24 protein-coding genes are annotated in these 24,891 nt (G+C 46.2%); 2 read left to right on the forward strand and 22 right to left on the reverse strand.

Annotated elements, in window-relative coordinates; all coding sequences use genetic code 11:
- Positions 1-93: 93 nt before the first annotated feature.
- The 3 genes from AC4G47_RS16955 to AC4G47_RS16965 all read right to left on the reverse strand — a co-directional run bounded on the left by AC4G47_RS16955 (position 94) and on the right by AC4G47_RS16965 (position 2,969).
- The gene (locus AC4G47_RS16955) at positions 94-1,326 is read right to left on the reverse strand and encodes a cytochrome P450 (RefSeq protein WP_491101925.1); all 1,233 of its coding nucleotides are present in this window, start codon (positions 1,324-1,326) and stop codon (positions 94-96) included.
- Between the two features lie 216 nt (positions 1,327-1,542).
- The gene (locus AC4G47_RS16960) at positions 1,543-1,830 is read right to left on the reverse strand and encodes a hypothetical protein (RefSeq protein WP_491101926.1); all 288 of its coding nucleotides are present in this window, start codon (positions 1,828-1,830) and stop codon (positions 1,543-1,545) included.
- On the reverse strand, positions 1,827-2,969 hold the full coding sequence (locus tag AC4G47_RS16965; protein WP_491101927.1) for an NAD(P)/FAD-dependent oxidoreductase: 1,143 nt from the start codon (positions 2,967-2,969) through the stop codon (positions 1,827-1,829). Before AC4G47_RS16965 ends, AC4G47_RS16960 begins: the two co-directional genes overlap by 4 nt.
- A gap of 294 nt (positions 2,970-3,263) precedes the next feature.
- Here AC4G47_RS16965 and AC4G47_RS16970 point away from each other — a divergent pair, with 294 nt between their 5' ends.
- Positions 3,264-4,079, forward strand: coding sequence for an AraC family transcriptional regulator (locus AC4G47_RS16970; protein ID WP_491101928.1), 816 nt, complete (start codon positions 3,264-3,266; stop codon positions 4,077-4,079).
- Here the strand turns inward: AC4G47_RS16970 and AC4G47_RS16975 are convergent.
- The 8 genes from AC4G47_RS16975 to AC4G47_RS17010 all read right to left on the reverse strand — a co-directional run bounded on the left by AC4G47_RS16975 (position 4,076) and on the right by AC4G47_RS17010 (position 12,361).
- On the reverse strand, positions 4,076-4,717 hold the full coding sequence (locus tag AC4G47_RS16975) for an HAD family hydrolase (RefSeq protein ID WP_221819465.1): 642 nt from the start codon (positions 4,715-4,717) through the stop codon (positions 4,076-4,078). The two genes, AC4G47_RS16970 and AC4G47_RS16975, sit on opposite strands and share 4 nt — an antisense overlap.
- Positions 4,718-4,756: 39 nt before the next feature.
- Positions 4,757-5,350: a DUF1349 domain-containing protein gene (locus AC4G47_RS16980; protein WP_491101929.1), complete on the reverse strand. Its 594-nt coding sequence runs from the start codon at positions 5,348-5,350 to the stop codon at positions 4,757-4,759.
- Between the two features lie 84 nt (positions 5,351-5,434).
- Positions 5,435-6,679 carry an MFS transporter gene (locus tag AC4G47_RS16985; protein WP_221819467.1) on the reverse strand — a complete coding sequence of 415 codons (1,245 nt, stop codon included), beginning with the start codon at positions 6,677-6,679 and terminating at the stop codon, positions 5,435-5,437.
- Between the two features lie 80 nt (positions 6,680-6,759).
- Positions 6,760-7,791, reverse strand: coding sequence for a zinc-dependent alcohol dehydrogenase (locus tag AC4G47_RS16990; protein ID WP_491101930.1), 1,032 nt, complete (start codon positions 7,789-7,791; stop codon positions 6,760-6,762).
- 42 nt (positions 7,792-7,833) lie between these two features.
- The gene (locus tag AC4G47_RS16995; protein ID WP_491101931.1) at positions 7,834-9,141 is read right to left on the reverse strand and encodes an aminotransferase class III-fold pyridoxal phosphate-dependent enzyme; all 1,308 of its coding nucleotides are present in this window, start codon (positions 9,139-9,141) and stop codon (positions 7,834-7,836) included.
- A 37-nt stretch (positions 9,142-9,178) separates the two neighbouring features.
- Positions 9,179-10,333, reverse strand: a complete 1,155-nt coding sequence (locus AC4G47_RS17000) for a glycosyltransferase family 2 protein (RefSeq protein WP_458126756.1) — start codon at positions 10,331-10,333, stop codon at positions 9,179-9,181.
- Positions 10,334-10,682: 349 nt separating this feature from the next.
- Positions 10,683-11,249, reverse strand: coding sequence for a TetR/AcrR family transcriptional regulator (locus tag AC4G47_RS17005; RefSeq protein ID WP_491101932.1), 567 nt, complete (start codon positions 11,247-11,249; stop codon positions 10,683-10,685).
- Positions 11,250-11,521: 272 nt separating this feature from the next.
- Complete coding sequence (locus AC4G47_RS17010) at positions 11,522-12,361, reverse strand: MerR family transcriptional regulator (protein ID WP_491101933.1); 840 nt, start codon at positions 12,359-12,361, stop codon at positions 11,522-11,524.
- A gap of 139 nt (positions 12,362-12,500) precedes the next feature.
- On the opposite strand from AC4G47_RS17010, the gene AC4G47_RS17015 reads away from it, so the two are divergent.
- The gene (locus tag AC4G47_RS17015) at positions 12,501-14,006 is read left to right on the forward strand and encodes an MFS transporter (RefSeq protein ID WP_491101934.1); all 1,506 of its coding nucleotides are present in this window, start codon (positions 12,501-12,503) and stop codon (positions 14,004-14,006) included.
- A gap of 268 nt (positions 14,007-14,274) precedes the next feature.
- Here the strand turns inward: AC4G47_RS17015 and AC4G47_RS17020 are convergent, their stop codons facing one another.
- The 11 genes from AC4G47_RS17020 to AC4G47_RS17070 form a co-directional block, all read right to left on the reverse strand.
- Positions 14,275-14,658 carry a hypothetical protein gene (locus AC4G47_RS17020; RefSeq protein ID WP_491101935.1) on the reverse strand — a complete coding sequence of 128 codons (384 nt, stop codon included), beginning with the start codon at positions 14,656-14,658 and terminating at the stop codon, positions 14,275-14,277.
- Positions 14,659-14,795: 137 nt separating this feature from the next.
- Positions 14,796-15,401: a pentapeptide repeat-containing protein gene (locus tag AC4G47_RS17025; RefSeq protein WP_458126748.1), complete on the reverse strand. Its 606-nt coding sequence runs from the start codon at positions 15,399-15,401 to the stop codon at positions 14,796-14,798.
- A gap of 247 nt (positions 15,402-15,648) precedes the next feature.
- The gene (locus AC4G47_RS17030) at positions 15,649-16,257 is read right to left on the reverse strand and encodes a GNAT family N-acetyltransferase (protein ID WP_491101936.1); all 609 of its coding nucleotides are present in this window, start codon (positions 16,255-16,257) and stop codon (positions 15,649-15,651) included.
- Positions 16,258-16,289: 32 nt separating this feature from the next.
- Positions 16,290-16,652, reverse strand: coding sequence for an Asp23/Gls24 family envelope stress response protein (locus tag AC4G47_RS17035; RefSeq protein WP_491101937.1), 363 nt, complete (start codon positions 16,650-16,652; stop codon positions 16,290-16,292).
- 162 nt (positions 16,653-16,814) lie between these two features.
- Positions 16,815-17,291: a hypothetical protein gene (locus AC4G47_RS17040; RefSeq protein WP_491101938.1), complete on the reverse strand. Its 477-nt coding sequence runs from the start codon at positions 17,289-17,291 to the stop codon at positions 16,815-16,817.
- Entirely contained in the window at positions 17,288-19,306 is a 2,019-nt protein-coding gene (locus AC4G47_RS17045; RefSeq protein WP_491101939.1) for a S9 family peptidase, read from the reverse strand. Before AC4G47_RS17045 ends, AC4G47_RS17040 begins: the two co-directional genes overlap by 4 nt.
- A gap of 21 nt (positions 19,307-19,327) precedes the next feature.
- Positions 19,328-20,257: an ABC transporter permease gene (locus AC4G47_RS17050; protein ID WP_491101940.1), complete on the reverse strand. Its 930-nt coding sequence runs from the start codon at positions 20,255-20,257 to the stop codon at positions 19,328-19,330.
- Positions 20,258-20,273: 16 nt separating this feature from the next.
- Positions 20,274-21,191, reverse strand: a complete 918-nt coding sequence (locus AC4G47_RS17055; protein ID WP_145147472.1) for an ABC transporter permease — start codon at positions 21,189-21,191, stop codon at positions 20,274-20,276.
- Between the two features lie 101 nt (positions 21,192-21,292).
- Positions 21,293-22,858, reverse strand: coding sequence for an ABC transporter substrate-binding protein (locus AC4G47_RS17060; RefSeq protein WP_491101941.1), 1,566 nt, complete (start codon positions 22,856-22,858; stop codon positions 21,293-21,295).
- Complete coding sequence (locus AC4G47_RS17065; RefSeq protein WP_491101942.1) at positions 22,855-24,066, reverse strand: M20 metallopeptidase family protein; 1,212 nt, start codon at positions 24,064-24,066, stop codon at positions 22,855-22,857. Before AC4G47_RS17065 ends, AC4G47_RS17060 begins: the two co-directional genes overlap by 4 nt.
- Positions 24,063-24,815: a FadR/GntR family transcriptional regulator gene (locus AC4G47_RS17070; RefSeq protein WP_458126741.1), complete on the reverse strand. Its 753-nt coding sequence runs from the start codon at positions 24,813-24,815 to the stop codon at positions 24,063-24,065. Before AC4G47_RS17070 ends, AC4G47_RS17065 begins: the two co-directional genes overlap by 4 nt.
- Positions 24,816-24,891 lie beyond the last annotated feature (76 nt).

A 24,891-nucleotide genomic window follows, 5' to 3' on the forward strand; every position in this document is an offset into this window, starting at 1 on the left:
CTGCCTTATACACTTGCATACCAAAGCGGCAGATCTAGACGTATACGTCTGATCTGCCGCTTTTCGTTTGTATCCTCTGTATGAACCTCTCTTCTACCCTATGATCTTCACTGGCAGATGGGTCAACGACTGTCCCGGAGCTGAAGTGGCCAGATTATTCTCCAGATCAAATGACTCCACTGGTTCAATCCGTGCAATCTTCTCCACAAATGCCGTCAAGGCAATGCTTAATTCCATTCTTGCCAACGGGGCACCCAGACAAAAGTGTGGGCCATTGCCAAAGGTAAGGTGTTTTTTGTTATTACGACGATGAATGTTTAACTCAAACGGGTCTTCAAACATCTGCTCGTCCATATTGGCTGCACTCATCCAGGAGATCACAACATCACCTTTTTTCAAATCCACTCCGAGCAATTGGTTATCCTGCTTCACTGTCCGATGCCGCTTGGCATTGTGGAACCGATAACGAAGCATTTCTTCGACTGCGAGCGGAACCAACTCGGGATTCTGTCTGAGTTGATCATACAAGCTGGGGTCATCATACAGGAATGAATAGAATGTATTTGAAACCATATGGCTGGTTGTCTCAATTCCGGCTCCGAGCAACAGCATCGTCGTTCGAACAACTTCATCATCCGTGAACTTCTCACCCTCCACATCGACGGTCAACAGATCCGTAATGATATCCTCACCAGGATGGGTCCGTTTATGAACTACAATGGGGTACAGGAATTGATAATACTCTTGCGCTGCAGTCTGCTTTTTCAGTTCGCTCTCCTCAGCAGTCTTGGGATTGGTGGGCTGAAATAGAATATCTACCCAGTTCTTGAATCGATGGCTGTCTGTGAGAGGGATGCCGAGCAGATCTGCCATAACCATGGAAGGCAGCGGAGCAGCTAATGCTTGTACAATATCAATGGTCGTATTCGGCTCAATATCTGCTACCAGTTGCTCTGCAATGTTGCGAATTCGTGGCTCCCAGTTCTTCAGACTACGTGGTGTAAAAGCAGCTGATAACAATGAACGACTTTTTTGATGACGGGGAGGATCGATACTTGAGATGTTTAATTTGTCCGGAGGTGTACCTTCGTTGTTCTTCGCTCCAACCGCAATGGTTGTCCGAGTTCCTTCGGCTGAAAAATATTCATGATTGCTCAGGACCTGCTTCACATCATCGTATCTGAACACATTCCAGGTGTCTGTATCTTCGTGATAGTACACAGGATGCTCGGACAACATTTTTCGAAACCAGTGAAGTGGAAAAAACTCTTCAGATCTGGACTGGAAGCCTGTAATGTCCTCAACGCGTATCACTTCTTTGTACATTTGGAATCCACCTCTCAGCATCGTTTTGTGATTGGTTACTTGGTACCTGAATTGACAGTTCAGCACCTGATTCCATTTTATACCACTCGTTCATTTATTGATATAATTCATTTGAACCAAATCAGAAAAACCCCTTATTTAAAAGGGGTTTTCTTTTATACGTATCGTATATTTATTTTCTATCATCGGTTCAGAGAGATAGGCGATATGAACCAATCAATCGCCAAGTTTCGCCAATGCTTCCTGTAGTTGCAGCAGCTGTGCAGACAGGGTTTCAATCAAGTTCTGCGTTTGGCTCGACTTTTCCATTAAGGCTTGCTCATCCAAGTCATCTTTCGTTGCATTTCCAACTGATGATGACTTGAGATGCGCCAATTCGCGTTCGTATTTTTCTTGTTTCTCCAGAGCTATTCGCAATTCTTCTTTCGTCGTACCAATCTGATGCTCCAGATATACGATATCGGACGAGTTCGCTCCATCGGATAAACGTTGTGAATATGTCATGGTTCACCTCTTTCAATTTCATCCATTGCTTTGCCAATATGGTAGGGCTCAATATCAATATCCAGCTCCATGCCAAGAGCCAATTTGGCCAGTTGACTCCCGATAAAAGGCCCCATGGTTAAGCCAGAGGCCCCAAGTCCATTGGCTGTAATCAGACCTTGCCAGCCTGGGACAGCCCCCATTACAGGCAGAAAGCCAGGTGTGAACGGACGGAATCCAACTCTTACTTCCTGGAATGTGCTATTGGCTAACCCTGGTGCCAGTTCCAGACCTTTATTCAAAACTTCCTGCATGCCCCCTGCAGTTACTCTTGTATCATAACCTTCCACATCATTTTCATGAGTTGCACCAATCACAATCTTCTGTCGATCAAAGGCCAGCAGATATTGATCGGAAGGTGGCATGATCACTGGCCAACGGTCTGTATCCTTCCCATCCGTGACATGTAGATGCATAATTTGTGCCTTTTGATAGTGCACTTTAAAGTGGATGCCGAGCGGTTTCAGCAATGAATTGGCCCAAGCACCTGCGCAGACAATGACTTCATCTGCCAGGAAACTTTGATCATTAACACTCACACCAATGACCCGATCCGCTTCAAATTGAAGCGTAGCATCTCCATGAATCAGGGTAGCGCCATTTCGCTGTGCAGACCGGATCAAGGCATCACGTAGCGCTCTTCCGTCTATACGTGCAGCACCGCTGATATGTACCGATTGATAGCGTTCATCGAGTAGAGGAAATCGCTCACGGGTTTCTTTTTCATCCAGAGGTGTAATGTCGCCGATCTCCGGTGCATCTGCCTTTCGAAGGTGTGCCCGTTCTTCCATCTTGTTGATTTTGTCCATATCCGTATGAATACTGAGCGCACCTACTTGAGCATAACCGGTTTCCGTTTCTCCTTCACCTTCAAGCTCCGCTATGATTCCAGGATAGAACCGCGCACCTGCCTTGGCAAGCTGATACCAATCCTGATTGCGTCGCTGTGACAGCCACGGACAGATGATCCCAGCAGCTGCATCCGTCGCCTGCCCTATATCTTTTCGATCTATGATGATTACCTCTGCGCCCCGTTTGGCTAATTGATAGGCTGTTGATGCCCCCAGAATACCCGATCCGACTACGATGACTTTCTTCATGTTTTGCATTCCTTTCCTTAATCACTCATTCGTTATAGCGTATACCGTTTCGCATGAAGTTGGCAAGGCAGGCGTACCTTTGGATTCATTAACAGAGAATGATCGGGCCACGGTTCACACTCATCCATCCCATACATAAATGTTGGAGCATTTTTTGAAAACGTTTTATTATTGATAGTCAATCAATTAAAATAATTCCATTTATGTAATATAATTCTTTCTAGGTTTCTTTTAACGCTGTAACCACGCCACTTACGCACATGATCCTTTAACGAAAAGAGGAATAACACGACGATGCCGAAACCTAGCATGGGGAATCCGCTGGATACCGATATGCCGCTCATGATTACAGGGCAAAACCAGTTGACCGTTGATGAATTGATGAATTGGAGCGACCATTCACGGGATTACAGCATTGTACAGTGCATCGGAGGAACAGGGCGAATCGCCGCAAAGAATCATGAGTTTTCGATCAAAAAAGGGACCGCTCTCATTTTGTTCCCGGAGGTAACGTACCGTTACCACAATCTGAGTGATTCATTACGATTTGATTGTCTGTCTTTCAATGGCTATTTATTGCCACGTTTCTTGCATTCCTTGCAGATCGGGGAGCTGCGCGCCTTCAAGCCGGATGGAATGCTTCATATCCTGTTGCATGAAATTACGTTGGCGCTGCAGTCCCGGCACAAGGATCAGATCTGGCACGTATCTGCGTTGCTGTACATGCTTTTGGTCAGATTAACCATTGAAGGTGAACGCTATAGTGCTTACGAACGTACTGATGCCCGATTAAGATTGGATGAACTCATTACTTTTATCAAACGGAATTATCATCAGGATATTTCTCTCCCCATGTTGGCCGAGCAGATGGACGTTACCGAGCAGCATCTCAATCGGATATTCAAAAAAGAATTTCAAATGACTCCACTGGAGTATCTGACGCGATATCGGTTGTTGAAAGCCAAGGAAATGCTCATTGAAAATGATGCCACCACGGCTCATGAAATAGCCAAAGCAGTTGGTTTCAACAGTGCCAGTTACTTTGGATCGGTGTTCAAAAAATACGAAGGGATCTCCCCTATCGAGCTACGCAAGCAATACCTGGATTAAAGAACCTCCACATTGATCTCGGCCAGCGAGGATAACCGTAGTTCATGCATGGCGAATTCCAGACCTCGCGTTACCTCGTTCGGCACAATGATACATCGAATACCTGCCGCATTGGCTGCCTTCAGCCCGTTAGGCGAGTCTTCGAACACGATCGCTTCGGAAGCCTCGATTCCAAGACTTTGGAGAGCAAGAAGGTACAGTTCAGGATCAGGTTTGACTCGCTTCACATCCTCAGAAGTATGAACGACTGTGAAATAGTCGAAAATGCCTAATTTCTGCAAGTAACCATGTACCCAGTCCCGGGTGGAGCTGGAAGCAACCGCAAGCTGAATCCCCTTTTCCCTGGCAGTCTGAAGCAGTTCATATACCCCTGGAAGAATGGCAGCTTGTCCCAAATAAGCTTCGTATTTCTGTTCAGAGAGCAGTTTGATATGATCATGATCTATCTTTTTTTGGAGCGCCTGCTCCAGATATAGAAACGGATGGAACTCCTCAAAGGATGTCCCGACATTTTTCGACCACAGCTCCAGACCCAGTTCGAGTCCGTGCTCTTCATATATATCGCGAAACGCATAGTACCAAGGCGTCTCCGTATCCACAATGAGTCCATCAAAATCAAATATAAATGCTTTTACCATGAATCTATTCTCCCTCCAATGGTTGGCCGGGGGAGCGGATTAGAAACGTGCGGTCAAGTCCGGATGGGTGACGTTCACAGATAAAAAGTGACACGAACAGCCCGTTCCAGTAGGTGACTGTGCAACTAATCCAGCTCGAATATCCCCCTGTATCGGCATGCCGAAATATCGAATTAATTTCCACTCATCCCCATCGGGTGAATAAAAGAATGATATGCAGTCCTCTACTTTGCGTATACGCAGGTAGGGATTAGGAACAGAGACTTCAACTGAATTGCAATCATCAGATGAACCATCACGTGTCACCACGGACACGATGGTAGGCACTTTTCCATCATATTCGAAACAAATTTTGCACCAATTACGATCATCAGCCATCACCATCAGACAACCGGAATCATATTGATTTTTCATATCCACCGTTAACTGGGTTGTGATTTCGAAGTCTTCAGGCACAGGCATGGACAAAAACGGTGCAGTTGCACGAATGTGCTTCCCTGCTGGATCTTGAAAAAAGTCCGTATCCGCCTGTGCTTCCACAATTACACCTCCCTGATCCGTATAGGACCAGGTCTCAGGCTCGTTCATCCAGCTCCATTGCTTCCGTGCTTCTGATGTCATTACGTTAGTCATTTTCCTTAGCAGCCTCCCAAGTTATAATATAATCTAGTTTTTTCTGTACTACATATTCGCTCCATATACAGAAAACCCCTTCTTCTACATATTTTTGTAAGGCTCCAGCACTTGGGAGTGCTTCTGGGGATCAGGCAGGAATAACATAATGACCATCAGCACGACGTATAGACCAAGAATGACACTGAACAACAGCGTTGGATTGTGATGGTAGAGCAAGCCGGTCAGGTAACCGGATGGAATGGCTGTAAGCGTCATGACTGTCTGCACGGCCGAGAACATATCGGCTTTCTCATGCGTACCCAATCGGTTCATCAGCAGGGAATCCCGATATGTCTGCAGAATGAAGTTACCCGCAGCGAGTACGATTAGCGTGAGAAACAACATCGCGATATTCCCCACAGGGATCAATAGAAATAGAATAGCTCCTGCCGTACTGAGTACGATGGAAAAACCAACATACTTTTCTTCCGAACGCCGTTTCAGTCGCGGAATGATCACCAGATAGAGCAGCATAACGGTTACTGCGGTCACAACTGGAATAAACGAAATGACACGGTCATCAAACTTCAACTGTTCCTTGAAGAAAATGACCTGAAAGAAATTCAGCTGCAAGATCAGATTGGACAATACTGTAATCAAAATGATCGGAAAAAGTCTTCGTTTGTAGAATGACTTGCCGAACAGGCGCAGACTTGACCCCAAACTTTGAAGGACGCGGGTTTTGCTATGCAACCCCATAAGCTCCTTGCCGACCTCGGTCTCATCCGTGTATCGGTTACGAATGAAGAACATGGCAGTCATCAGGATGCCCCCGACAAAGTAAATGCTGGCGAGTGTAGGTACGATACCATAATCAGCGATGACTACCCCGGCAATAGGGGTTAATACCCCGGCTCCTGTAATGATCATGTTGAGAATGGCAAACACCTTCGATCGTTTGTGTTCCTCCACATCCTCTATGATCAGACAGTTAAAGGCGACCGTTACAAACTTGGATGTTGCGTTCAGTAAATAAGCGATTAGGAACAGCCAGAAGTTCTGAGAGAAGGCCCAGATGAACATGGGAACACTCCAGGCAAGCAGATCAAAGATCAGCGTTGTTCGTTTGCGCCCCAGCTTATTCGTAATGGAACCCGCAAACAATTGAAAGATAAAGGCAAAATAAAGATTCACCGAATTAATTAAACCGATTTCAATATCCGAAAGTCCGGCTTCCTTCATATATAAAGGAGCATAAAAGAGAACGATCGTGCCCGGAATGGCCCATACCGGTTCGAGTAAAATGGAGTACCGTGGATTCTTCGGCAAATCTTGAAGCAGTTTCAATCGATATCCCTTCTTTCTGCGGTTTTCACCGCTGCGATGTCCTACTTCTCGCAGCGGCGAACCCGCTAATGTCTACATGCTTATAGGATCAGAGCTGTTTTTACCGAATTCATGGGCAAAGTCTCTCCGGTACGCAGGTCATAACCAATCGTTCCATTGAATGCCTGTTCATAATCACTCAGCAGTTCCTTGGCTGTCACCATCTGCTCCAGTTCCGGAATACTTTGGGCAAATTTCAGTGCCGTGCTGATCATCGAGTGATTAGCTACCGCACCGATGATACTAATACCATCATTAATTACGGCTGTAGATTTGAACGTCACCTCATAGCTGTCGTCATACCCCATAGGAATGATTTTGCCGCCTTTGGCAATCATCTCAAATCCCACATGAAGCTGGTTACCCACCGCGTCCACCACAATATCAAACTTCTTGTTATTATTGATCTCGTATACTTTATCGAGCGTCAGTTCCTGAGGATAGAACACATGATCCGCGATCTCTGAAGCGAACTCTTTGCGGTATGGATCGACTTCCGTGCCTACGGTAAGCCTTGCCAATCGTTTGCTCACAAGCTGACACAGGGAACCGATTGCACCAGAACCGAGGACAAGTACAGAGTCACTTGGCTTAGTCCCTGCTTTCATGAATGTCTGGAGAACACACCCCAATGGTTCGATCATCATGGCCGTTTCCCAGCTCATGGAATCCGGGATGGCATAGATATACTTCTCATCACCAACAAAATACTCAGCGAAGGTTCCGTGCGTGGTCATGCCTACTTGATAGTCATCAAAATTCTCGCAGTAGATGAACAGACCTTCGCGGCAATAAGAGCAGGTACCGCAAGATTGCGTGGGATCAACCAATACCCGATCACCGATCTTGAAACCACGAACTTCGTCGCCCATCTCAACCACGGTGCCCACACCTTCATGACCAATGATCGTTCCTTTATTCGCAGGCACTTTGCCTTTGACAATATTCAGATCTGTCCCGCAGATACCTGAACCATAGATTTTAATTTTTACCTGATTAGGTTTTTGAATGGTTGGCTCATCAATATCCTGGTAAGCCACCTGTTTGAGATCCTGATATACGAGTGCTTTCATTGAATATTCCTCCTAGTCGATTGTCGATTTCTATTTTATGGATTAAGCTTCAAACGTTTTCGAAAGTTGCATCGAATGAAGATGGTCCTGCTTCTGAATCTCTTTCCAGTCGGACAGGATCTGCAACAGAGCTTCCTCGACCCACAGCAATTCTTCGCGTGTATGTGCGTCGGAAAAAATAAAGTAGCCTTTGGTGAAAATGCCGAAGTGAGCCATCTTCTTCACCATGAACTCGCGGAAAGGGTCCGTTTGAAAGTTATCTTCAGCCAAGGATTGAATGCAGAAGCTTGCATACGTTCCCTTCACTTCCAATTGATCCGTCAATCCGAGTAACACAAGTTCAGATTCCAGACGATCCATGATCCGGGTTGCCGGAACACGCCAAGTCGGCCATACTTTCGCATTCTTCATTAGTCGTTCACAGGCAATGGCTGCCGCAAGAGCCGTCGTCTCACTGGAATGGGCATTGCTGAATCTGACCTGTCCTGACAAGGACATCAGATGCTGAGGTCCCATAACCGCTGCGAGCGGTAAACCGTTTGCCATGCCTTTCGAGATGCAAAGCAGATCAGGCCAGATGTCATATTCTCCTGCTGTAGCCTGCTTGCCCATCCGAATACCGGAAGTTACCTCATCGAATATGATGATGATGTCCAGGGACCGGCACAGGGTTACGACTTCCCCCAGCGCTTCCTTTTTCCACTCATTAGGACATAGAACTATACATGCGATATCCTCGGGAGATGAGGTTATCTGGGCCTTAATTCGCTCTGCTGTGGGCTTGTTCACCCAGATCGTTGAACGCTCGATATCTACTGGAATGCCACGTTCTTTCGTCTGGCCGCCATAATAACCATAGGCGGACCAATCATGCCACCCGTGATAAGCTGTCGCAATAACCTTGCTTTTCCCACTTGCAGCGCGGGCTAGACGTACAGCCCCACTCACTGCATCGGCACCACTTTTGGTGAAGCGCAGTGACGGATAGCGACCCTCGAACCGCTCCAGAATCAACTCGGCGCATTCAAGTTCGATGTCGGCCGGAACCGAAAAGCTTGTCCCTTTTTTCAACTGGTGAATGACGGTGAGTTGAACTTCATGCCTGGCATGGCCCCATGGTGCCGTACCCATGGCCATTTCGCAATCCAGCCATTCATTGCCGTCGATATCTGTAAATCGGGACTTGTAAGCCTCTGCACAACACACGGGGGTATGCCCCGGGAATAAACGTTCAGGTGCTTTGGCTAAAGTGCTGCATCCGCTCGGAATTACCTTTTCGACTTGTTCCAACCACTCCAGATTACGGGTAAATCGTACGGCACGATCCAGCGTGCTCTCTTTTTCTTTCACCTTAAGTACCTCCCTGTTTACTTTCGTTGTGAGTGAATTACCGAACTTTCGTTCCAGGCCAGCATCCATCGTATATGCGATCCATTGTAATTACATTGCCATACAGGTCTATGATCAGATCCTTGGCTCGATGAGCGTGTCTCATCTCAATCCAGTAGCGGTTCTCCAACAACCGGGCGAAATTGTCCACTAAGAACAGCAATCTATTCTCACTATGAATCAGTTCCTTGCCCAGGACCTGCGGCAGCCAGATGGCTCCGTTAGAATTGAAGCGGTTCGAATAGTCACGTACTTCCGCTACATTTACAAATTCGGCTTCATGCAGCTTGGTCCAGAACGTATCGGCATCACTGCGAACCTCTGCAAGATCAATGCCGACAATCGGCAGATGCTGATATTCCCCTTGGCTTTCCAGCTGTTCTTTCAGATGACCGAAAACGAAAGGCCACACATCAGCCTCAATTTGACCGCCCCACTTTTTCCAGAAGCGTGCCAGATTGTTCTTGCGGTTGAAATTGCGGTGAATACCGCTGCTGCGTTCCCAGTGATAGGCTTGAATATTCGGGTTAATGACCGTATCGTATCCCGCAGCCCGTGCTCGCATCTGATAATCAAAATCCTCATACCCGTTAAAGAACTTCTCATCGAGGTTACCGATGGTCTCGTAAACCTCCCGCTTCATGCCGAACATGGCGAACACCACCAGTTGAACAGAGAAGGTTTCTTTCGGGATATCATCAGGGGATGCGTTCAGGAACAGGTGACGGCCGATGGTGTCTGCAAAAGCAATACCGCAGTGCTGCACGCCTCCTGTTTGCGGATACAACAGAACGCCTCCAATCATGCCAATCGTAATATCGCTGTCCAGTGTCTCTTTCATCATCGGTTGCCAGTTCGGTTGAAGAATGGTGTCGGAATCCAGGAAGAAAATGTACTCTCCCTTGGCAAGACTGAGTGCGCTATTAATCGACACGGCGCAACCGAGTGGAAAATCATGCTGAAGAATCTCGATGGTCACACCTTCTCTTACTTCTTGCTTCAGTTTATCCAGATGTTGAAAAACGGCTGAACCGGAACCATCGTTGATGAAAATAATCTGAGTGGATGGACTTACCGTCCGGAGCAACGAATCAGTGAACAGGTTCAGAATGTTATAATCCTGGTTGACTGGTACAATAATGGTGTAAAGCATGGAATCCCTCCTGATTGGGTTGATGGAATGAGTACATTAGCTGATTCGAACTGCACAATTGCAGGTGTTCTGTCCGGCCTCCTCGTTGAAATTTTTGTCTTTATTTGGTAATGATTTGAATCTACTAGAAATTTATATCATTTTTTGTAAACTTGAAATCTTAAATTCTGAACTCTGTTAATATTTGAATATGTGAGAAAAGCAAATGATTTATGGTTTTCGCCATGAACCGCGCTATTTTGAACGCAAAAAAACACCCTCAAAGAGTCTGCGTATCTAACGATACAGTCGACTTTTTGGGGTGTTTGCTTGGTGGAAATCTATTGATTTTCGTTGAAATAACCGTGAACTATCGCTGCTTAAATCCATGATAAAACGTGTCTACAACAAGCGCAGGGGCGGCTTTTCTCGCGATATGACCACTTACAACCTGCTGCCACGTCAGGAACATGATGGAATACAGGACATCTACAATCCAGATTTTATCGAGATCGGAGCGGAAATAACCTTTTTGTTGCAACAGACCAACCGCATGCAATACAGGTTCTCTCAGTTTCAGATCTGCTCCCTCAATCTCGGGATTATAGTTAATGGTGGTGTCATGAGCCAGAAAATAAATTTTGTCGCCTAATGGAATAAGCGCTTCAATCAGCTCGGGTATGTACTTTTCACAGTGCTCCTCATCCAGTTGAATTTCTTTCATGGTCTCACTGACCACTTCGATTGCACGTAATCCCAGATAAACCATGAGCTGTTCGCGGCTTTCCACATATCGATGTAAAGTCGCAATCCCGATTTTTGCAGACTCTGCAATTTCATTCATGGAAGCATTCGGCTTTTCAATCAGCAACTTGGTCGCCTCGTCCAGAATGGAATGTAGCCTGGTTTGTTTGATTGTTGTCATTTCTTTTTTCATAGGTATTACACCTCTTGGCGAATTAGTCTACAATTGATCTGATGATCCATCATATGAGTGGGTGAGATTATAAAATTATAGCATACATTCTCACGATATCGCATTCTGAACGTAACAAACCACCTTTTACATGCTGTAAATATAAAACTTAAAAGCCGCCATTCGGCGGCTCTTAGCATCGTTATCTTTTATCTCAGTCCGTTGCTTATAGTTCGATGATTCTTGTTGCAATATTTGCGCAAAATTCACTGTCATGCTCTACACCCGCACCTTTAAATCATTGCGTTATCTGCCATACACACCTCTGCGTAAATCTTAATGATGTACTCTTCGGGATTACTTTCCGCGAAATAACTAAGCAGGTCCAGTGCATACACATTGCCACAGACTTGCAGACCTTCTCTTTCTATATATTCTTTCATCATGGAATACGTCTTCGGCATGCTTTCGTATGACCCACGATGATTCATGACGGCATACATTCCTCTAGGCTTAATCAATATCATTTCCCCTGAAATGGGAGTTTTTATTTTGTTGCAAAAGTAATCCGGATAGTATTCCCCTGCCTCAAAGCGCTCCTGACGTAAAATCGTCCATACCGGAAACTCATAATCAATCATCTGTTCATCACAATGGCTCCTATATTCAGTAAACTTACGGGAAAATTCCTTATCCCCATCGCCCTGCTCCAGTTGAACTGCAATAAAATACTCCAGCTCACAATGTTCAATCTTGGGCCCTTCATGCGAAGCATCCGTGGCTTGTTTCGTCATTTCAATGGCACCACTTAGCAGCTTCTGCATACGTTTGATTCGTTGTTGCTCCAGCTCAAGTTCCTTCCATTTCTGTTCAAACAGCTCGATTAGCATGGGCGTATTCTGATTTTGAATAAAGGCTTTAATCTCCTGCAGTGAACTTCCAGCCTTCTTCAGCACTTGTATGACATCCAGCACATACGTTTGTTGTACACCATAATAGCGGTAACCCTTGGCATTGATAAAGTCCGGCTTCAACAACCCAATCTCGTCATAGTGAAACAAGGTATGTTTGGTCACTCCGCAGATCTTGGCAAATTCACTGGTGGTAAAGTGTTGTGCGTGATTTTCAGACATCTTCAGGCCCTCCATGTACATATGTAATCTAAGTTCTGTCAGTATGACTGCATTATAGTGTGTAAAGAAAAGTTTGACTATAGGGTTACCCGATAGTTTAGTCTGGAATTGTAAGTTATTCATATCGTCGGAGGGAAACATGTCAAAATTCAAACGTTGGATGATTCTTGTTATTGTCTCAAGTGCATTATTACTCATTGTGATGGATATGACCATCCTGTACACAGCCCTACCCAGCTTGACCCATGATCTCGGTGCATCAGCTTCGGAGAAATTATGGATTCTAAACGGTTACTCCCTCGTCATGGCAGGTCTTCTTCCTGCAATGGGAACACTCGGAGACCGTCTTGGTCATAAAAAAATATTTACTCTTGGATTGCTCGTCTTTTCTGCCGCTTCTCTTGCTGCCGCCTTTTCTCCTGTGCCAGCTGTGCTGGTCATGAGCAGAATTCTTCTTGCTGTAGGCGCATCCATGATGATGCCAGCGACATTGTCGATCATCAGAGTTACGTTTACGAATGAACGAGAACTCGCACTGGCGATCGGCATATGGGGTTCCATTGCATCAGGTGGTGCAGGACTGGGACCGATTGTCGGCGGACTGCTTCTTCAACATTTCTGGTGGGGCTCTGTGTTTCTGATTAACCTGCCTATCGCTATTCTCGCGTTTGTATTCGCACTGAAAATGATTCCTAATCACCAAGGGGATGCGTCGAAAAAGTGGGACTTCACCAGTTCCATTCAGATCATGATTGCCATGGTCGGAATTATCTATTCCATCAAGGAATTCACAAGACGCGAAGGATCTCTCACACTCGCTATCCTTGCTGCTGTGATTGGCGTTCTGTCCCTTATCATCTTTATTCGCCGTCAGAATAACAGTACCCACCCGCTTCTGGATCTGTCCTTGTTCAAAATCCCAAGATTCAGCACCGGTTTTATTACCGCACTGGTTGGCTTATTCGCACAAATGGGTGTGCAATATATGGTCACTCAGCGACTTCAGCTTGTGGAAGGCATGTCACCGCTTCAGGCTGGACTATTCACCGTATCCATACCTGTTGCAGCACTCATTGCCGGACCTGTTACGGGGGCTATCATGCACCGTGTGGATGTTGTATATATCAAAAGCTTCTCTCTCATGTTCGCCGCCCTTGGCATGGGGACGTACCTGATGTATTTCAATGCTGGGTTTACCGGGCAGATTATCGGTTTGGCACTACTTGGTGCAGGTCTTGGTTCAGGAATGACCGCTGCTTCCCATTCCATTATGAGTTATGCACCACCCCACAAAGCGGGTATGGCTGCATCCATTGAGGAAGTAGGTTATGAACTGGGCGGAGCATCCGGTATTGCCATCATCGGCAGCATGTCGACCTTGTTCTACACACTGGCAATGAAGATTCCAGCGGGGATTCGTGTGCCAGCCAATGTGAAGGACAGTCTGGATGAAGCGCTTCTCGCCGCCGAAAGCTTGCCTGCCGCGTCTGCTGAATCACTCACAAATGCCGCCTTTGCTGCTTTTGACCAATCCTTCTTTGTCGTCATTGCAGGTGTGACCGCATTTCTGTTCATTGCTGCTTTGATTATGAGCTGGGTTGCCGTGCAACTGAAACGCTCAAAAAAGCATAGCGTTAAAACATAATGAAATTCATTTCATGAAACAAAGCGAGGTATATACGATCATGTGGTTTCCGATAACCAACGGAATTGTTATTTTATTGGGTATATTTTCTATTTTTCTGATCGTTAGAAATTTGTCAAAAGAAGAGGACTAACGACTAACAGTCGATGAACTTAAACAGCTTGATCCCATTTTCAATTGAAATAACTCAAACACCATTACCTGATTTGTCTCAGGTAATGGTTTTTTGATACGTCTGATCACAGAAGTTGTCCGCAGTGGGTACACCTTACATAATATAGGCATCCTCTACCTCAACTTTTCGTTCATTCCCCTTCGCAATGTATCTTACGTTAATGATATTCCCTTTCTGGAAGTGGGGAATATGCGTGATCGGGATATAAGTCTCTATTATTGTCGGAAAGGTACGGCCGTCAACTTGGGTTACCGTCAAATCCAGTCGCACGCCTGGCCTTCCATCCATACTGGATGAAGTCTGTACAATATCATGAATGATTGCTTCTGCTGGAATTCCGTCCATCAGAATGCTCTTGCGAAGGTGATGTTTCTCTTTATTGTTACGTAGCAGTTTAAATGCCATAAGCGTAGTGATCGTGCCTGTTATAAGCCCAAAGACAATAATAGCAACAAAAGTAATTAATGTGACCGTCATGATGGCCTCCTTTTATTTGAAACTTATGTTGACTACTTCTTGTTTATATCTCTTTTTCCTGCCTATTTTCTTGAATAGGAACGCTTTAAAGTCAAAAAAACCGCCTTAAAGGCGGCTTCTTGCTTCATATGTTCAACTCAATCTACTTTCGCACCATACGAGCGTACAAACAGAACGGCTTGTTCGCGATCCAAACGTACGCCTTTGATATCCAGTGATTTCAGATCAATTCCTTCCAGATTAGCCCCTCTTAGATCGGCCCCTTGCAGCTTAGCTCTGCTCAATACGACTCTGGTAAGATCACAGTCTCTCAAATCCGCTTTGGTGAAATCCGTGTCTGTAAAGTCGGCTTCAAAGAAACGAATTCCTCTCAAATCCTGTTTTCCTAATCGGGTATGTCTCAGATTCGTATAAGACCAATCGCCCTGACTCAGGGTAATGCCATCCATTTGCGCACCTGAGAAGTCTGAGCCTGTCATCTTGCAAGAGCTGAATTTGGAAGCAAAGAGATTCGCACCACCGAAGGTACAGTTTTCAAATGCCGATTCCGTATGAATCGAACCATTCATGGAAGCCCCTTTGAAGTCACACTCGATAAAGCGGCAGTTACTTGTCTCGATCTCTTCCATGGAAGCATTCATGAATGTACATTGTTTGAAAACACAGCTTATGAGTTCTCCGTATCGCAGATCACGTCCCTCAAAATGTACTGCATCATATTCCTGATCCTTGTATTGAAACACCGATTACACCCCATCTTGTTTGTTTATCCGTCTTTCTTCATTTAAAGAACTTTTTATACTATACCACACCCCTGTCAAGTACCTGCTTAAACACAAAGGAAAGTCAAGTACCTTTTTTTATGAGAAAAATCTGAAAACCAAAAAAGGAACGCATAAAGCGTCCCTCCAGCCCACACTTTTAACTGTTCCGATGTTGGCTTATGTATATGGACCTTCCAGTTCCTTCATCTATTCGTATTAGACAACATTACACCAGTTTTTTGGACATCCTGTACAGGGATAGCGCAGGTTTATTGATTTCCCCTACTCTCTGGTATCCCAAACGTTCATACAGTTTAATAGCCAATGCATTTTCCTGTTTAACCGTGAGCGAAGCTTTGGACAGACCCTGTATTACGGCTTGCTCCTCGGCAAATTGAATAAGCTGGGTCCCCACGCCAAGTCCTCTGCTTTCGGGCAATGTAGCCAAGGTTCCGATATGGTACTCATCGTTTTCTGCTTCTTTCAATGTCACCATGGAGTAAAACTCTTTCCAGTGTTGGAGATTATACTTAATCAGGCTCCATTTACGAAGTTCAAACAGCTTGGAGAACGTTGGCAAAGCAAGTTTGTTCATTAAAGTGGTCGGATAACACATAATCATGCCCAACGTTTGGCTACCCATTTTGGCTTCATAAGCGTATTGATGACTGAATCGGTTCTGATTTGAACGCCATAACGTGTTGAACGTTTTTTCTATGATGCCTTTATCTTTGGTACCTGCAAGCGAAAAGGCCATATAATCAAGTGCCATCTGATTCAATTGCCCTCCGACTACTGATTGTGGACTGGCTTTTATAATGGAAATCTTATTCATCGCTGTCACTCCTATAGGTAGCTGAAATTGAACTAAAACCTCGCATCAGGTTGATTCAGTGAAATGCCCTCAACGATCACGTTCACCGTATCAATGGTTAAGCCGGTCAGCTGTTCAACATGCACTCTCACATTGTTTTGCAATTCCCTGCAGACCTCATGCACTTTCGTTCCATAACGAACGACAACCTTTAAGTTAATCTCCAGTCTGGATTCTACCTTGCGGATAGCTATACCATTTTGCAGACTTTTCCCGCTCCACTTTTTGGTGATTCCTTCTACAAGTCCTGTCGACATGGAGGAAATCTCACTGGTGGTATTCGTGATCTTGCCGATAATTTTGGAGATCACATCATCCGATATTTGAATTTTTCCCAGAACATTTTGAATGGACATTCCATGTCCTCCTCTGTATCTTCATATTTTGATAGAATGTAATATCATTTAATATAAATATAAATCATTATCAGTTCGATTTCAACTTTTGAATTTGTTCACCTACATTTCTACCTGTACATAGCAAAAAAACCGCGATCATCGCGGCTTTTGTTGGTCATATTAAGGGAACTTCAATTGAATACGGACGGGAATGTGGGAGGATAACTCGCCCTCTCTACTGTGTTCTTCCACTGCTGCTGTTTCTTCTGCTTGCACGATCCATTGTCTGCCAATTAACGATTGCAGCAATTCAATCTCCTGTGCAGTCAGATGTATGTGCCTCAGTGACAGATCCTCCTGAATATAATCCCGATCCACCTTACGGTCAAACCGGAAATCGAGCAATCTCTTCAAGCCGTTAATATGCAAAAACTTGAACTCATAACCGTGACAAATGGCCTCTCGCCAATCATCTCCGATATCAGCTGCTGTCTGTAGTCTTTCATCAAAATCCATCGCGGATTCCTTAACCAGGGACTGCAACTGGGCGTAGTCTCTACGTTGTAACCATTCAATAATTACTTCTTCAGGTGCTCCACTTGTCAGAACATTCTCTACAAGAAGGCCTACAGGAATGGACAGCTGAGTTCGACTCATTGCTCCCCCTCCTCATTCCCAAGATATTGATTGAACCAGGCGTTCACCTGTTCAAAGCTATCGATCCGGAGTGAAGGTTTACCGCTTTTGAGCAAACTGTGGTTGGAGCCCGGATAACGAATCAGTTTGGTCTTTTTGCCGTATCGTTTTAGCGTAGTATATAATTCTTCCGCTTGCGCAATCGGTGTCCGATAATCCTGCTCTCCGTGCATGATCAGAAGTGGCGTTTCAATGTGATGTGCATGGGCAAGAGGTGAGCGGGACCATAGGAATTCAGCATTTTCCGCCGGATTGCCCCCAACAACGCCCTCGACATAGGAAATTCCGATATCGCTCGTTCCATACATGGACAACCAGTTGGAGATGCAACGCTGGGTTACAGCCGCCTTGAAACGGTGGGTATGCGCCACGATCCAGTTTGTCATGACCCCTCCATAACTGCCACCTGCTACACCCAGACGTGATGCATCAAGGAAATCATAGGTAGCCAGGGCATAATCAACAGTTTCCATCAGATCCCGGTAATCTCCTCCGGCAAAGTCACCACGGCATGCTCTGGCAAATTCCTGACCGTATCCCATACTTCCGCGAGGATTGACCCATAACACAGCGTACCCTTGTGCAGCGAGTGTCTGCATTTCATGACTGAATGTTCCCGTATACATCGCATGAGGTCCGCCATGAATCTGCAAAATCAGTGGGAGCTTCCCATTGGATGCACGTACTGCCGGTGTGGCTAACCAACCTTGAATCGGCCATCCATCTGAAGATGTAAACTCAACACGAACAGGCACATTTATGGCTAATTCGGCCATGAATTCGTCATTTCGGCGGGTGAGTCTAAACATTTCACCACTGTCGATATCCACGCGATATAACTCTCCAGGATGTTCAGCGGTCAAGGCAGCGATAACCAGCGACGTACCATCGGGTGTTAAGGTATACTGATACACATCTTTCTCACCATCGCTCGTAATGGATTGACACTCTCCATTATCTTGAATACGGTACACATCCACATTCCCGTTCTTCGTCCCAAGTACATATACACCACGTTCCGGATGCTTATTATCCGAGAGTGGAGAAGGAGAAGCACCTGCTGACTTCATATCACCAAGCGCCGCGTTACCAAGCTGCATATCTACTTGGGGTGCGATTGGCCTGGGTATACCTCGTTGAACGGGGACTGCGTACAATCTGTTGTGACTCCCACTTCCGTACTTGCGATCACTGGCGATCAGAATCAACTGTTGTCCATCGGGTGAATAGGAGAATTGGCTTACCGCCAGGCTGGAATCCGTCACTTTGAAGAGGTCACTTTCTCCCAATCGAATGCTGTATACATCGGTAAAGTACAGCAGATCCGCATCGAGTTCCTCATCCTCCACTTGCTTGGATATGAAGGAAAGGTTCTGGCTATCTGGCGACCACGCCGGAGAACTGATATTCCATAGCCCGGAGGTCACCTGCGTGATCTTCCCGCTTTCGATCTCATATACAAACAAATGGCTGTACTGACCATCCCACCATCCGGAACCTTCCGCCTTCGGCGTTGTCCGCTCGAAGACCTTACCTCTCAGCAGGGGTGCAGACTCTTGATGCACTTCAGCCTTCTTCTGTTGGTCCTCGGGTTGAACTTTACTGGTGAACGCAATGTACTTACCATTCGGAGACCAGATATAACTCAAAATTTTACGTGCAGGAGATATCAGCATGACAGGCTCTTTTTTATCCGAATCGAGCGTCCATAGTCCTTTACCCCCATCCACTGAGCGAATGAATGTGAGCTGTGTTCCATCCGGAGACCACGCAGGCGAGGAATCCTTCGTTCCATCGGAAAGTGCAATATCTTCATCACCATCGAGGGAGATTCCCCGAATCTGTGTGTTATATTCGTTTTTATCCTGATCTATGGTCTGTTCCACATAAGCCACTCGTCCGTTCGAACTGATTACTGGCTGACTGATCCAACGATAGTGACGCAGATCCTCCGGCATAATTGGTCTTTGATTCATATTCATGGCTCCCTTCTCCGTTTATTTATGGGTTGTCTCCGTACGTGGATCAAGCACATCACGTAGCCAATCTCCAAGGAAAATAACACCGAGTACGGTAAATGTAATGGCTAGTCCCGGGAATGTAGCGACCCACCAACTTGTTGCAACGTATTGTCTGCCATCACTGAGCATACCTCCCCAGGACACATCGGGTGGTTTGATACCCAGACCCAAGAAGCTGAGTGAAGCTTCCATAATAATCGTCGTGCCGACATTCATACCGCAGATTACGATAAAAGATGAAAGGATATTGGGCAGAATGTGTTTCAGAATCAATCTTCCGTTCTTGGCTCCAATCGATCTGGCCGCATGAACAAAATCACGCTCTTTGATACTCAGAACCTCACTTCTCACCACACGGGTGAATGGAACCCAGTTCGTCACACCGATCACAAAGATCAGCGTCGTAATACCTGGGCCAACAATCGCCATTACAACAAGCATGAACAGAATAGTTGGAATCGCCATGAATGCATCACCTACGCGCATGATGACGGCATCCAGCCATTTCCCGTAGAACCCGGATACCAGCCCCAGAATCGCGCCAATTATTCCTGACACAATCACCGCACCCATACCCACAATTAAGGAAACCCGGGCACCATATACAATTCGGCTCCACATGTCTCTGCCCAGATTATCTGTTCCCAGCCAGTATTCAGCCGTTCCGCCCTCAAGCCATGCAGGAGGTTTGAGACGGTTGAGCGGATTAACCGCTGCCGGATCATGACTCGTCAGGAGAGGTGCACCTATGGCGATTAACACAACCAACAATACAAGCACAGCACCAAACATTCCGGTCTTGCTGATGATCAGTTGTTGCCAGATATAACGAAATCCCGTTGGTGCACGCCCATTGTCATGTTCCTGTTCTGTACCCGGAATTGGCATTTCATTGCTGCCTGTCATATGATTGCACCTCCTTCTAGTCGTATTTGATGCGCGGATCAAGTAACCTGTAGGCTACATCCGTCAAGATATTGGTTACTACAACGATAACGGCAATGACAAACACCGCTGCCTGTACAATCGCCATATCATGTGTGTTCACTGCAACGACCAGCAATTGACCCAGTCCGGGCCAGGAGAATACCGTTTCCGTAATCAAGGTGCCCCCGATCAGACTTGTAAACTGCAAACTCATAATCGTCACAACCGGAATCAGTCCATTGCGAAACGCATGTTTTACAATGACAACCATCCGGCCAAGCCCCTTACTGCGGGCTGTTCGAATATAGTCCTGGTTCAGAATCTCCAGCATGCTGGAACGAATCAGCCGGGTCATCTGCGCAGCCAGCCCGACGCCAAGCGTGAATGCCGGCAAGATCAGATGTGACAATCCTCCACGACCAGATACCGGCAATACACCCAACATGACGGAGAACAAGAGGATAAGCATAATCCCCATCCAGAAGTTCGGCATCGCCTTACCAATAACGGATATTCCTGAAATAATGAGATCGGTAAATGTATTGCGTTTGACAGCTGAAATGACGCCAAGTGGAACAGCCATTAGTACGGCAAAAAACATAGCCGCTACTGCCAGTTCAAAGCTGGCAGGCAACCTTTCCAGTACAAGCTCTAATGCAGGCTGATTGTAGCGAAAAGATTGACCAAAGTCTCCCTGTATCGCACTGCCCAGAAACTTCACGTATTGCGTATATAAAGGCTGATCCAAACCAAGTGCCTGTGTCAAAACAGCACGATCTTCAGCGGTAGCCGTTTCTGGCAACATTAGCGCAACCGGATCACCGGTGACTCGGACCAAAATGAACACAATTAATGAAACAATGAACAGCACCGGAATGATCTGCAGCAGTGACTTAAGTACGTATTTGCCCATTCCTTGTTCACCTCCCTTATTAAAAAGAACGGCAGGAACATGGTTATCCAGTCCCTGCCGTTCACGGCCTATCTTTTCAATGACCGGTGTTATACCCGATGTTACTGTGCAACAGGTGTAATCTCGTCAGCATAGAACATCTCGTCACTGCGCGGCGCGAAGTTCACTTTAGCATTCGTTCCGTATACACCTTCCATTTGGTAGAGATATACGGCTGGACGCTCTTCAGCGAAAATTTGCTGTACTTGCTGATACTCTTTCTCACGAGACGCAGGGTCCATGTTCACCAATGCAGATTGAAGCAGTTTCTCTACTTCAGGATTGTTGTAATCCGACTCCCCTTTTGCTTCTTCCAACATATAACGATTGTAGTTATTCGAAGCATCGAACAAGGAGTTACCGATACCGATCATGAAAATTTCTTTGAATGATTTGGAGCTGTAACGTTCACTGAATGCACTTGCTTCAAGGACATCCAGGTTGATTTTGAATCCGGCTTGTTCCAGCATGGCTGCAACAACTTCAGCTTGTTCTTTGTATTGTGCAGAAACGGAGATGGTCATCTCGGCTTCACCTTCTGCATAGCCAGCTTCTTGCAGGAGCTGTTTTGCTTTTTCCTGGTCATAGAGTGACATTTTGTACAACGAAGGATCAGCACCGAAGTTACCCGGAGTTACAGACGTGCGGGTTACGATACCCGCTCCGCCGGCAATGCTGTCCACAATGCCTTGTTTGTCGATAGCCAGGTCAATTGCTTCGCGAACTTTCGGATCAGCTGTGATACTGCCTTCTGTCTGGCGGAAGATCAACTGAAGCACACGCTGGATTGGTGCTTTGACAATCTTCTTGTCTGCTTCGCCTTCGATCCGGGCAATGTCAGTCGACGGTATGGAAGACGCAACATCTACACCACCAGCAAGCAATTCGGATACACGTGTAGATGCTTCAGGAATAACGCGGAATACTACTTCATTCCATTTTGGTTCACCATCAAAGTAGTTCTCGTTTTTCACCAGTTCCACACGATCATCTTTGGTCCATTTACTGAACTTGTAAGGACCTGTGCCTACCGGTTGTTTTAGGAAAGCATCAAACCCGTTGTCTGCAATATATTTTGCTGGCAGAATGCCTGCTCCCATTTTGGACAAACGATTCAGAAGTAATGGATCTGGACCATCCGTGATGACGTCTACGGTATATTCATCCACCGCTTTAACTTCTACGATATTTTTGAAATAGCTGTACTGCTTGAGTGTCTCATCTTTGGCTACGCGCTCCAGCGTGTATTTTACATCTGCTGAAGTGAATGGATCGCCGTTGTGGAAGGTCACACCTTCACGCAGCTTGAATCTCCATGTTGTATCATCAACCTGATCCCATGAAGTCGCAAGACCCGGAACTTTCTTCTGATCACTGTCATTTTTGATCAGATAATCAAAAACGTTGACCAGAACTGCCTCACTGGAGGTATTGTTGTTGTTGTGCGGATCGAAACTCTCGATATCTGTAGCTGCGGCAACGGTCAATGTTGTACTCGCGCTTCCACTGCCTGTTCCTTCGGATGCCGAATTATCATTCGTGCTTGTCGTTTTTCCTCCGCAAGCGCTGAGTACCATTACGACTGCCAGTAATGTAATCCACATGCCTGTCCATTGTCTTTTTTTCATTGTGATTGCTCCCCCTCAGAAGTTGTATTCCTTGCCAAAAACTCCAGTGCTACTGCGGACAGCATACCAACACCATAAGGCATCGCTGTCTCATCGAGATCAAACATGGGATGGTGGAGTGGATAGCGAGTCCGTTCCTCGTCATTCCCAGATCCTAGTCTGAAAAACACACCCGGAATCTGTTCACAATAAAACGCGAAGTCCTCGCCCCCTGTAGAGGGTTTGATATAGCTCCATCCCTTCTGTGCATTAACCTGATCACAAGTCTCTGTTAACAGGTCAACCATGCCGAGATCATTCACAACAACAGGGTAACCATCGCCGTAGATGACCTCGCATCCTGCTCCGAAAGAATCGCAGACCCCTTTAACAACCTGCTCGATCAACGCTGGCATCCGTTCACGAATGGCAGGTGAGAGCGTACGAACCGTACCGATCATCTCCACTTCCGGGGCGATGGCTGTTCCCATATAACCTCCAGTGATTTTGCCAATCGTGACTACAGCGGGTTCAAGTGGATCCACCATCCGACTGACGATATTTTGCAATGCGGTGATGACCTGAGCGGATACCGCAATCGCATCAATGCCCTCATGCGGACGAGCTGCGTGGCCACCCTTTCCGAGCACCTTGATAATCAAGGGATCAGCTGATGCGAACGCAACGCCCTGACTTACGCCCAAGGTTCCCGTGTCCTGTCCAGGTGCCATGTGTAACCCCGCTATTGCATCGACCTTCGGATTCTCCAGAACACCATCCTGGATCATGGCTCTTGCACCTGCGAGCCCCTCTTCCGCTGGCTGGAAGATGAATTTGATATTGCCTGATTTCGGTCTTCCAAGGCCAGTGAGCAGCTGAGCTGCTCCCATCAGGATGGAGGTGTGAGCGTCATGTCCACACAAATGCGCTTTGCCTTCTACTTGCGAGCGATATTCCACCGCTTTCTGATCCTGAATTGGCAAGGCATCCATGTCTGCGCGCAAGGCAAAGGTTGGGCCATCTGTCTCTCCGCGAAGCAGGCCTGTAACCCCGGTCTTTCCGACATTGCGTGTAACTTCGAGTCCCAGGCTTTCCAGATGCTCGGCTACGATGGAGGATGTGCGATGCTCCTCATAACCGATCTCCGGATGCTGATGTAAATCTCTGCGCCAAGCGCTTAACTGAGCTTGCAGTGGCTGAGCCAGCTGTATTAGTTCTGAACGATTCATTCGCTGTCATTCCCTTCATTTTCCTCCGATTCAGAAACCAAACGGGCATAGATCGCGTCAGCCGAGAATTCGATATGTCTTTTCATCGTCTCCCGGGACTTGATACTGTCATGTGCTTTCAGTGCTTCAAGAATCTCCATATGTACACCGTGATTGACGGAACGTATCCGGTCATCATAAGGCATCAAGTCCAGCGCCGGATTAATTTTGGTCCGGATCTGTCTGACGGCTCTCTCGCAATACGGATTGCCAGACGCTTTGGCGATGGTCAGATGGAATTTCACATCCAGCGCCCTGAACCATTCCCTTGTACACCCTGGCTCGATACTTTGTTCCATATAGCCTTCAAGCAGTTCCAGTTCGCCTGCGGTGATCCGCTCAGCAGCCAGGAAAGCTCCCTCTGGCTCAATGATGGTTCGAAATTCAAACACCTTCAGCATCTGTGACCAATCTCGTTTAATTTCTTCTCTCGTGCGCTTATGCGAATTGGCTGTCAGAGGCAATACAAACGTACCACCTTTGGCACCCACCCGTTTTTCAATCAATCCTTTGTCTTCCAGTGAAGAGAGTGCCTCGCGAACGGTAATGCGGCTTACGTTAAAAATCTCTGCCAAATCTCGCTCGGCCGGAAGTTGTTCTTCACTCATTAATTCTTTCAGAATAATGGCCTCTTCCAGTTGTTCTCTTATGAATTCACTAACCTTTTTGGTGGATACTTTCTCAAAACGAAATGAAAACGTACTGGACATCTAAACACTCCGATCTGTATATGGTCTAGACCTTATACCATTAATATAATTCCGACTAAACTTATATGCAATACTT

This window comes from Paenibacillus sp. Negev47, assembly GCF_058313655.1.

Coding starts and splice junctions, on each gene's coding strand:
- AC4G47_RS16955 (WP_491101925.1), bottom strand. CDS start 1,326: ATGTACAAAGAAGTGATACGCGTTGAGGACATTACAGGCTTCCAGTCC.
- AC4G47_RS16960 (WP_491101926.1), bottom strand. CDS start 1,830: ATGACATATTCACAACGTTTATCCGATGGAGCGAACTCGTCCGATATC.
- AC4G47_RS16965 (WP_491101927.1), bottom strand. CDS start 2,969: ATGAAGAAAGTCATCGTAGTCGGATCGGGTATTCTGGGGGCATCAACA.
- AC4G47_RS16970 (WP_491101928.1), top strand. CDS start 3,264: ATGCCGAAACCTAGCATGGGGAATCCGCTGGATACCGATATGCCGCTC.
- AC4G47_RS16975 (WP_221819465.1), bottom strand. CDS start 4,717: ATGGTAAAAGCATTTATATTTGATTTTGATGGACTCATTGTGGATACG.
- AC4G47_RS16980 (WP_491101929.1), bottom strand. CDS start 5,350: ATGACTAACGTAATGACATCAGAAGCACGGAAGCAATGGAGCTGGATG.
- AC4G47_RS16990 (WP_491101930.1), bottom strand. CDS start 7,791: ATGAAAGCACTCGTATATCAGGATCTCAAACAGGTGGCTTACCAGGAT.
- AC4G47_RS17000 (WP_458126756.1), bottom strand. CDS start 10,333: ATGCTTTACACCATTATTGTACCAGTCAACCAGGATTATAACATTCTG.
- AC4G47_RS17005 (WP_491101932.1), bottom strand. CDS start 11,249: ATGAAAAAAGAAATGACAACAATCAAACAAACCAGGCTACATTCCATT.
- AC4G47_RS17010 (WP_491101933.1), bottom strand. CDS start 12,361: ATGTCTGAAAATCACGCACAACACTTTACCACCAGTGAATTTGCCAAG.
- AC4G47_RS17015 (WP_491101934.1), top strand. CDS start 12,501: ATGTCAAAATTCAAACGTTGGATGATTCTTGTTATTGTCTCAAGTGCA.
- AC4G47_RS17020 (WP_491101935.1), bottom strand. CDS start 14,658: ATGACGGTCACATTAATTACTTTTGTTGCTATTATTGTCTTTGGGCTT.
- AC4G47_RS17030 (WP_491101936.1), bottom strand. CDS start 16,257: ATGAATAAGATTTCCATTATAAAAGCCAGTCCACAATCAGTAGTCGGA.
- AC4G47_RS17035 (WP_491101937.1), bottom strand. CDS start 16,652: ATGTCCATTCAAAATGTTCTGGGAAAAATTCAAATATCGGATGATGTG.
- AC4G47_RS17040 (WP_491101938.1), bottom strand. CDS start 17,291: ATGAGTCGAACTCAGCTGTCCATTCCTGTAGGCCTTCTTGTAGAGAAT.
- AC4G47_RS17045 (WP_491101939.1), bottom strand. CDS start 19,306: ATGAATCAAAGACCAATTATGCCGGAGGATCTGCGTCACTATCGTTGG.
- AC4G47_RS17050 (WP_491101940.1), bottom strand. CDS start 20,257: ATGACAGGCAGCAATGAAATGCCAATTCCGGGTACAGAACAGGAACAT.
- AC4G47_RS17055 (WP_145147472.1), bottom strand. CDS start 21,191: ATGGGCAAATACGTACTTAAGTCACTGCTGCAGATCATTCCGGTGCTG.
- AC4G47_RS17060 (WP_491101941.1), bottom strand. CDS start 22,858: ATGAAAAAAAGACAATGGACAGGCATGTGGATTACATTACTGGCAGTC.
- AC4G47_RS17065 (WP_491101942.1), bottom strand. CDS start 24,066: ATGAATCGTTCAGAACTAATACAGCTGGCTCAGCCACTGCAAGCTCAG.
- AC4G47_RS17070 (WP_458126741.1), bottom strand. CDS start 24,815: ATGTCCAGTACGTTTTCATTTCGTTTTGAGAAAGTATCCACCAAAAAG.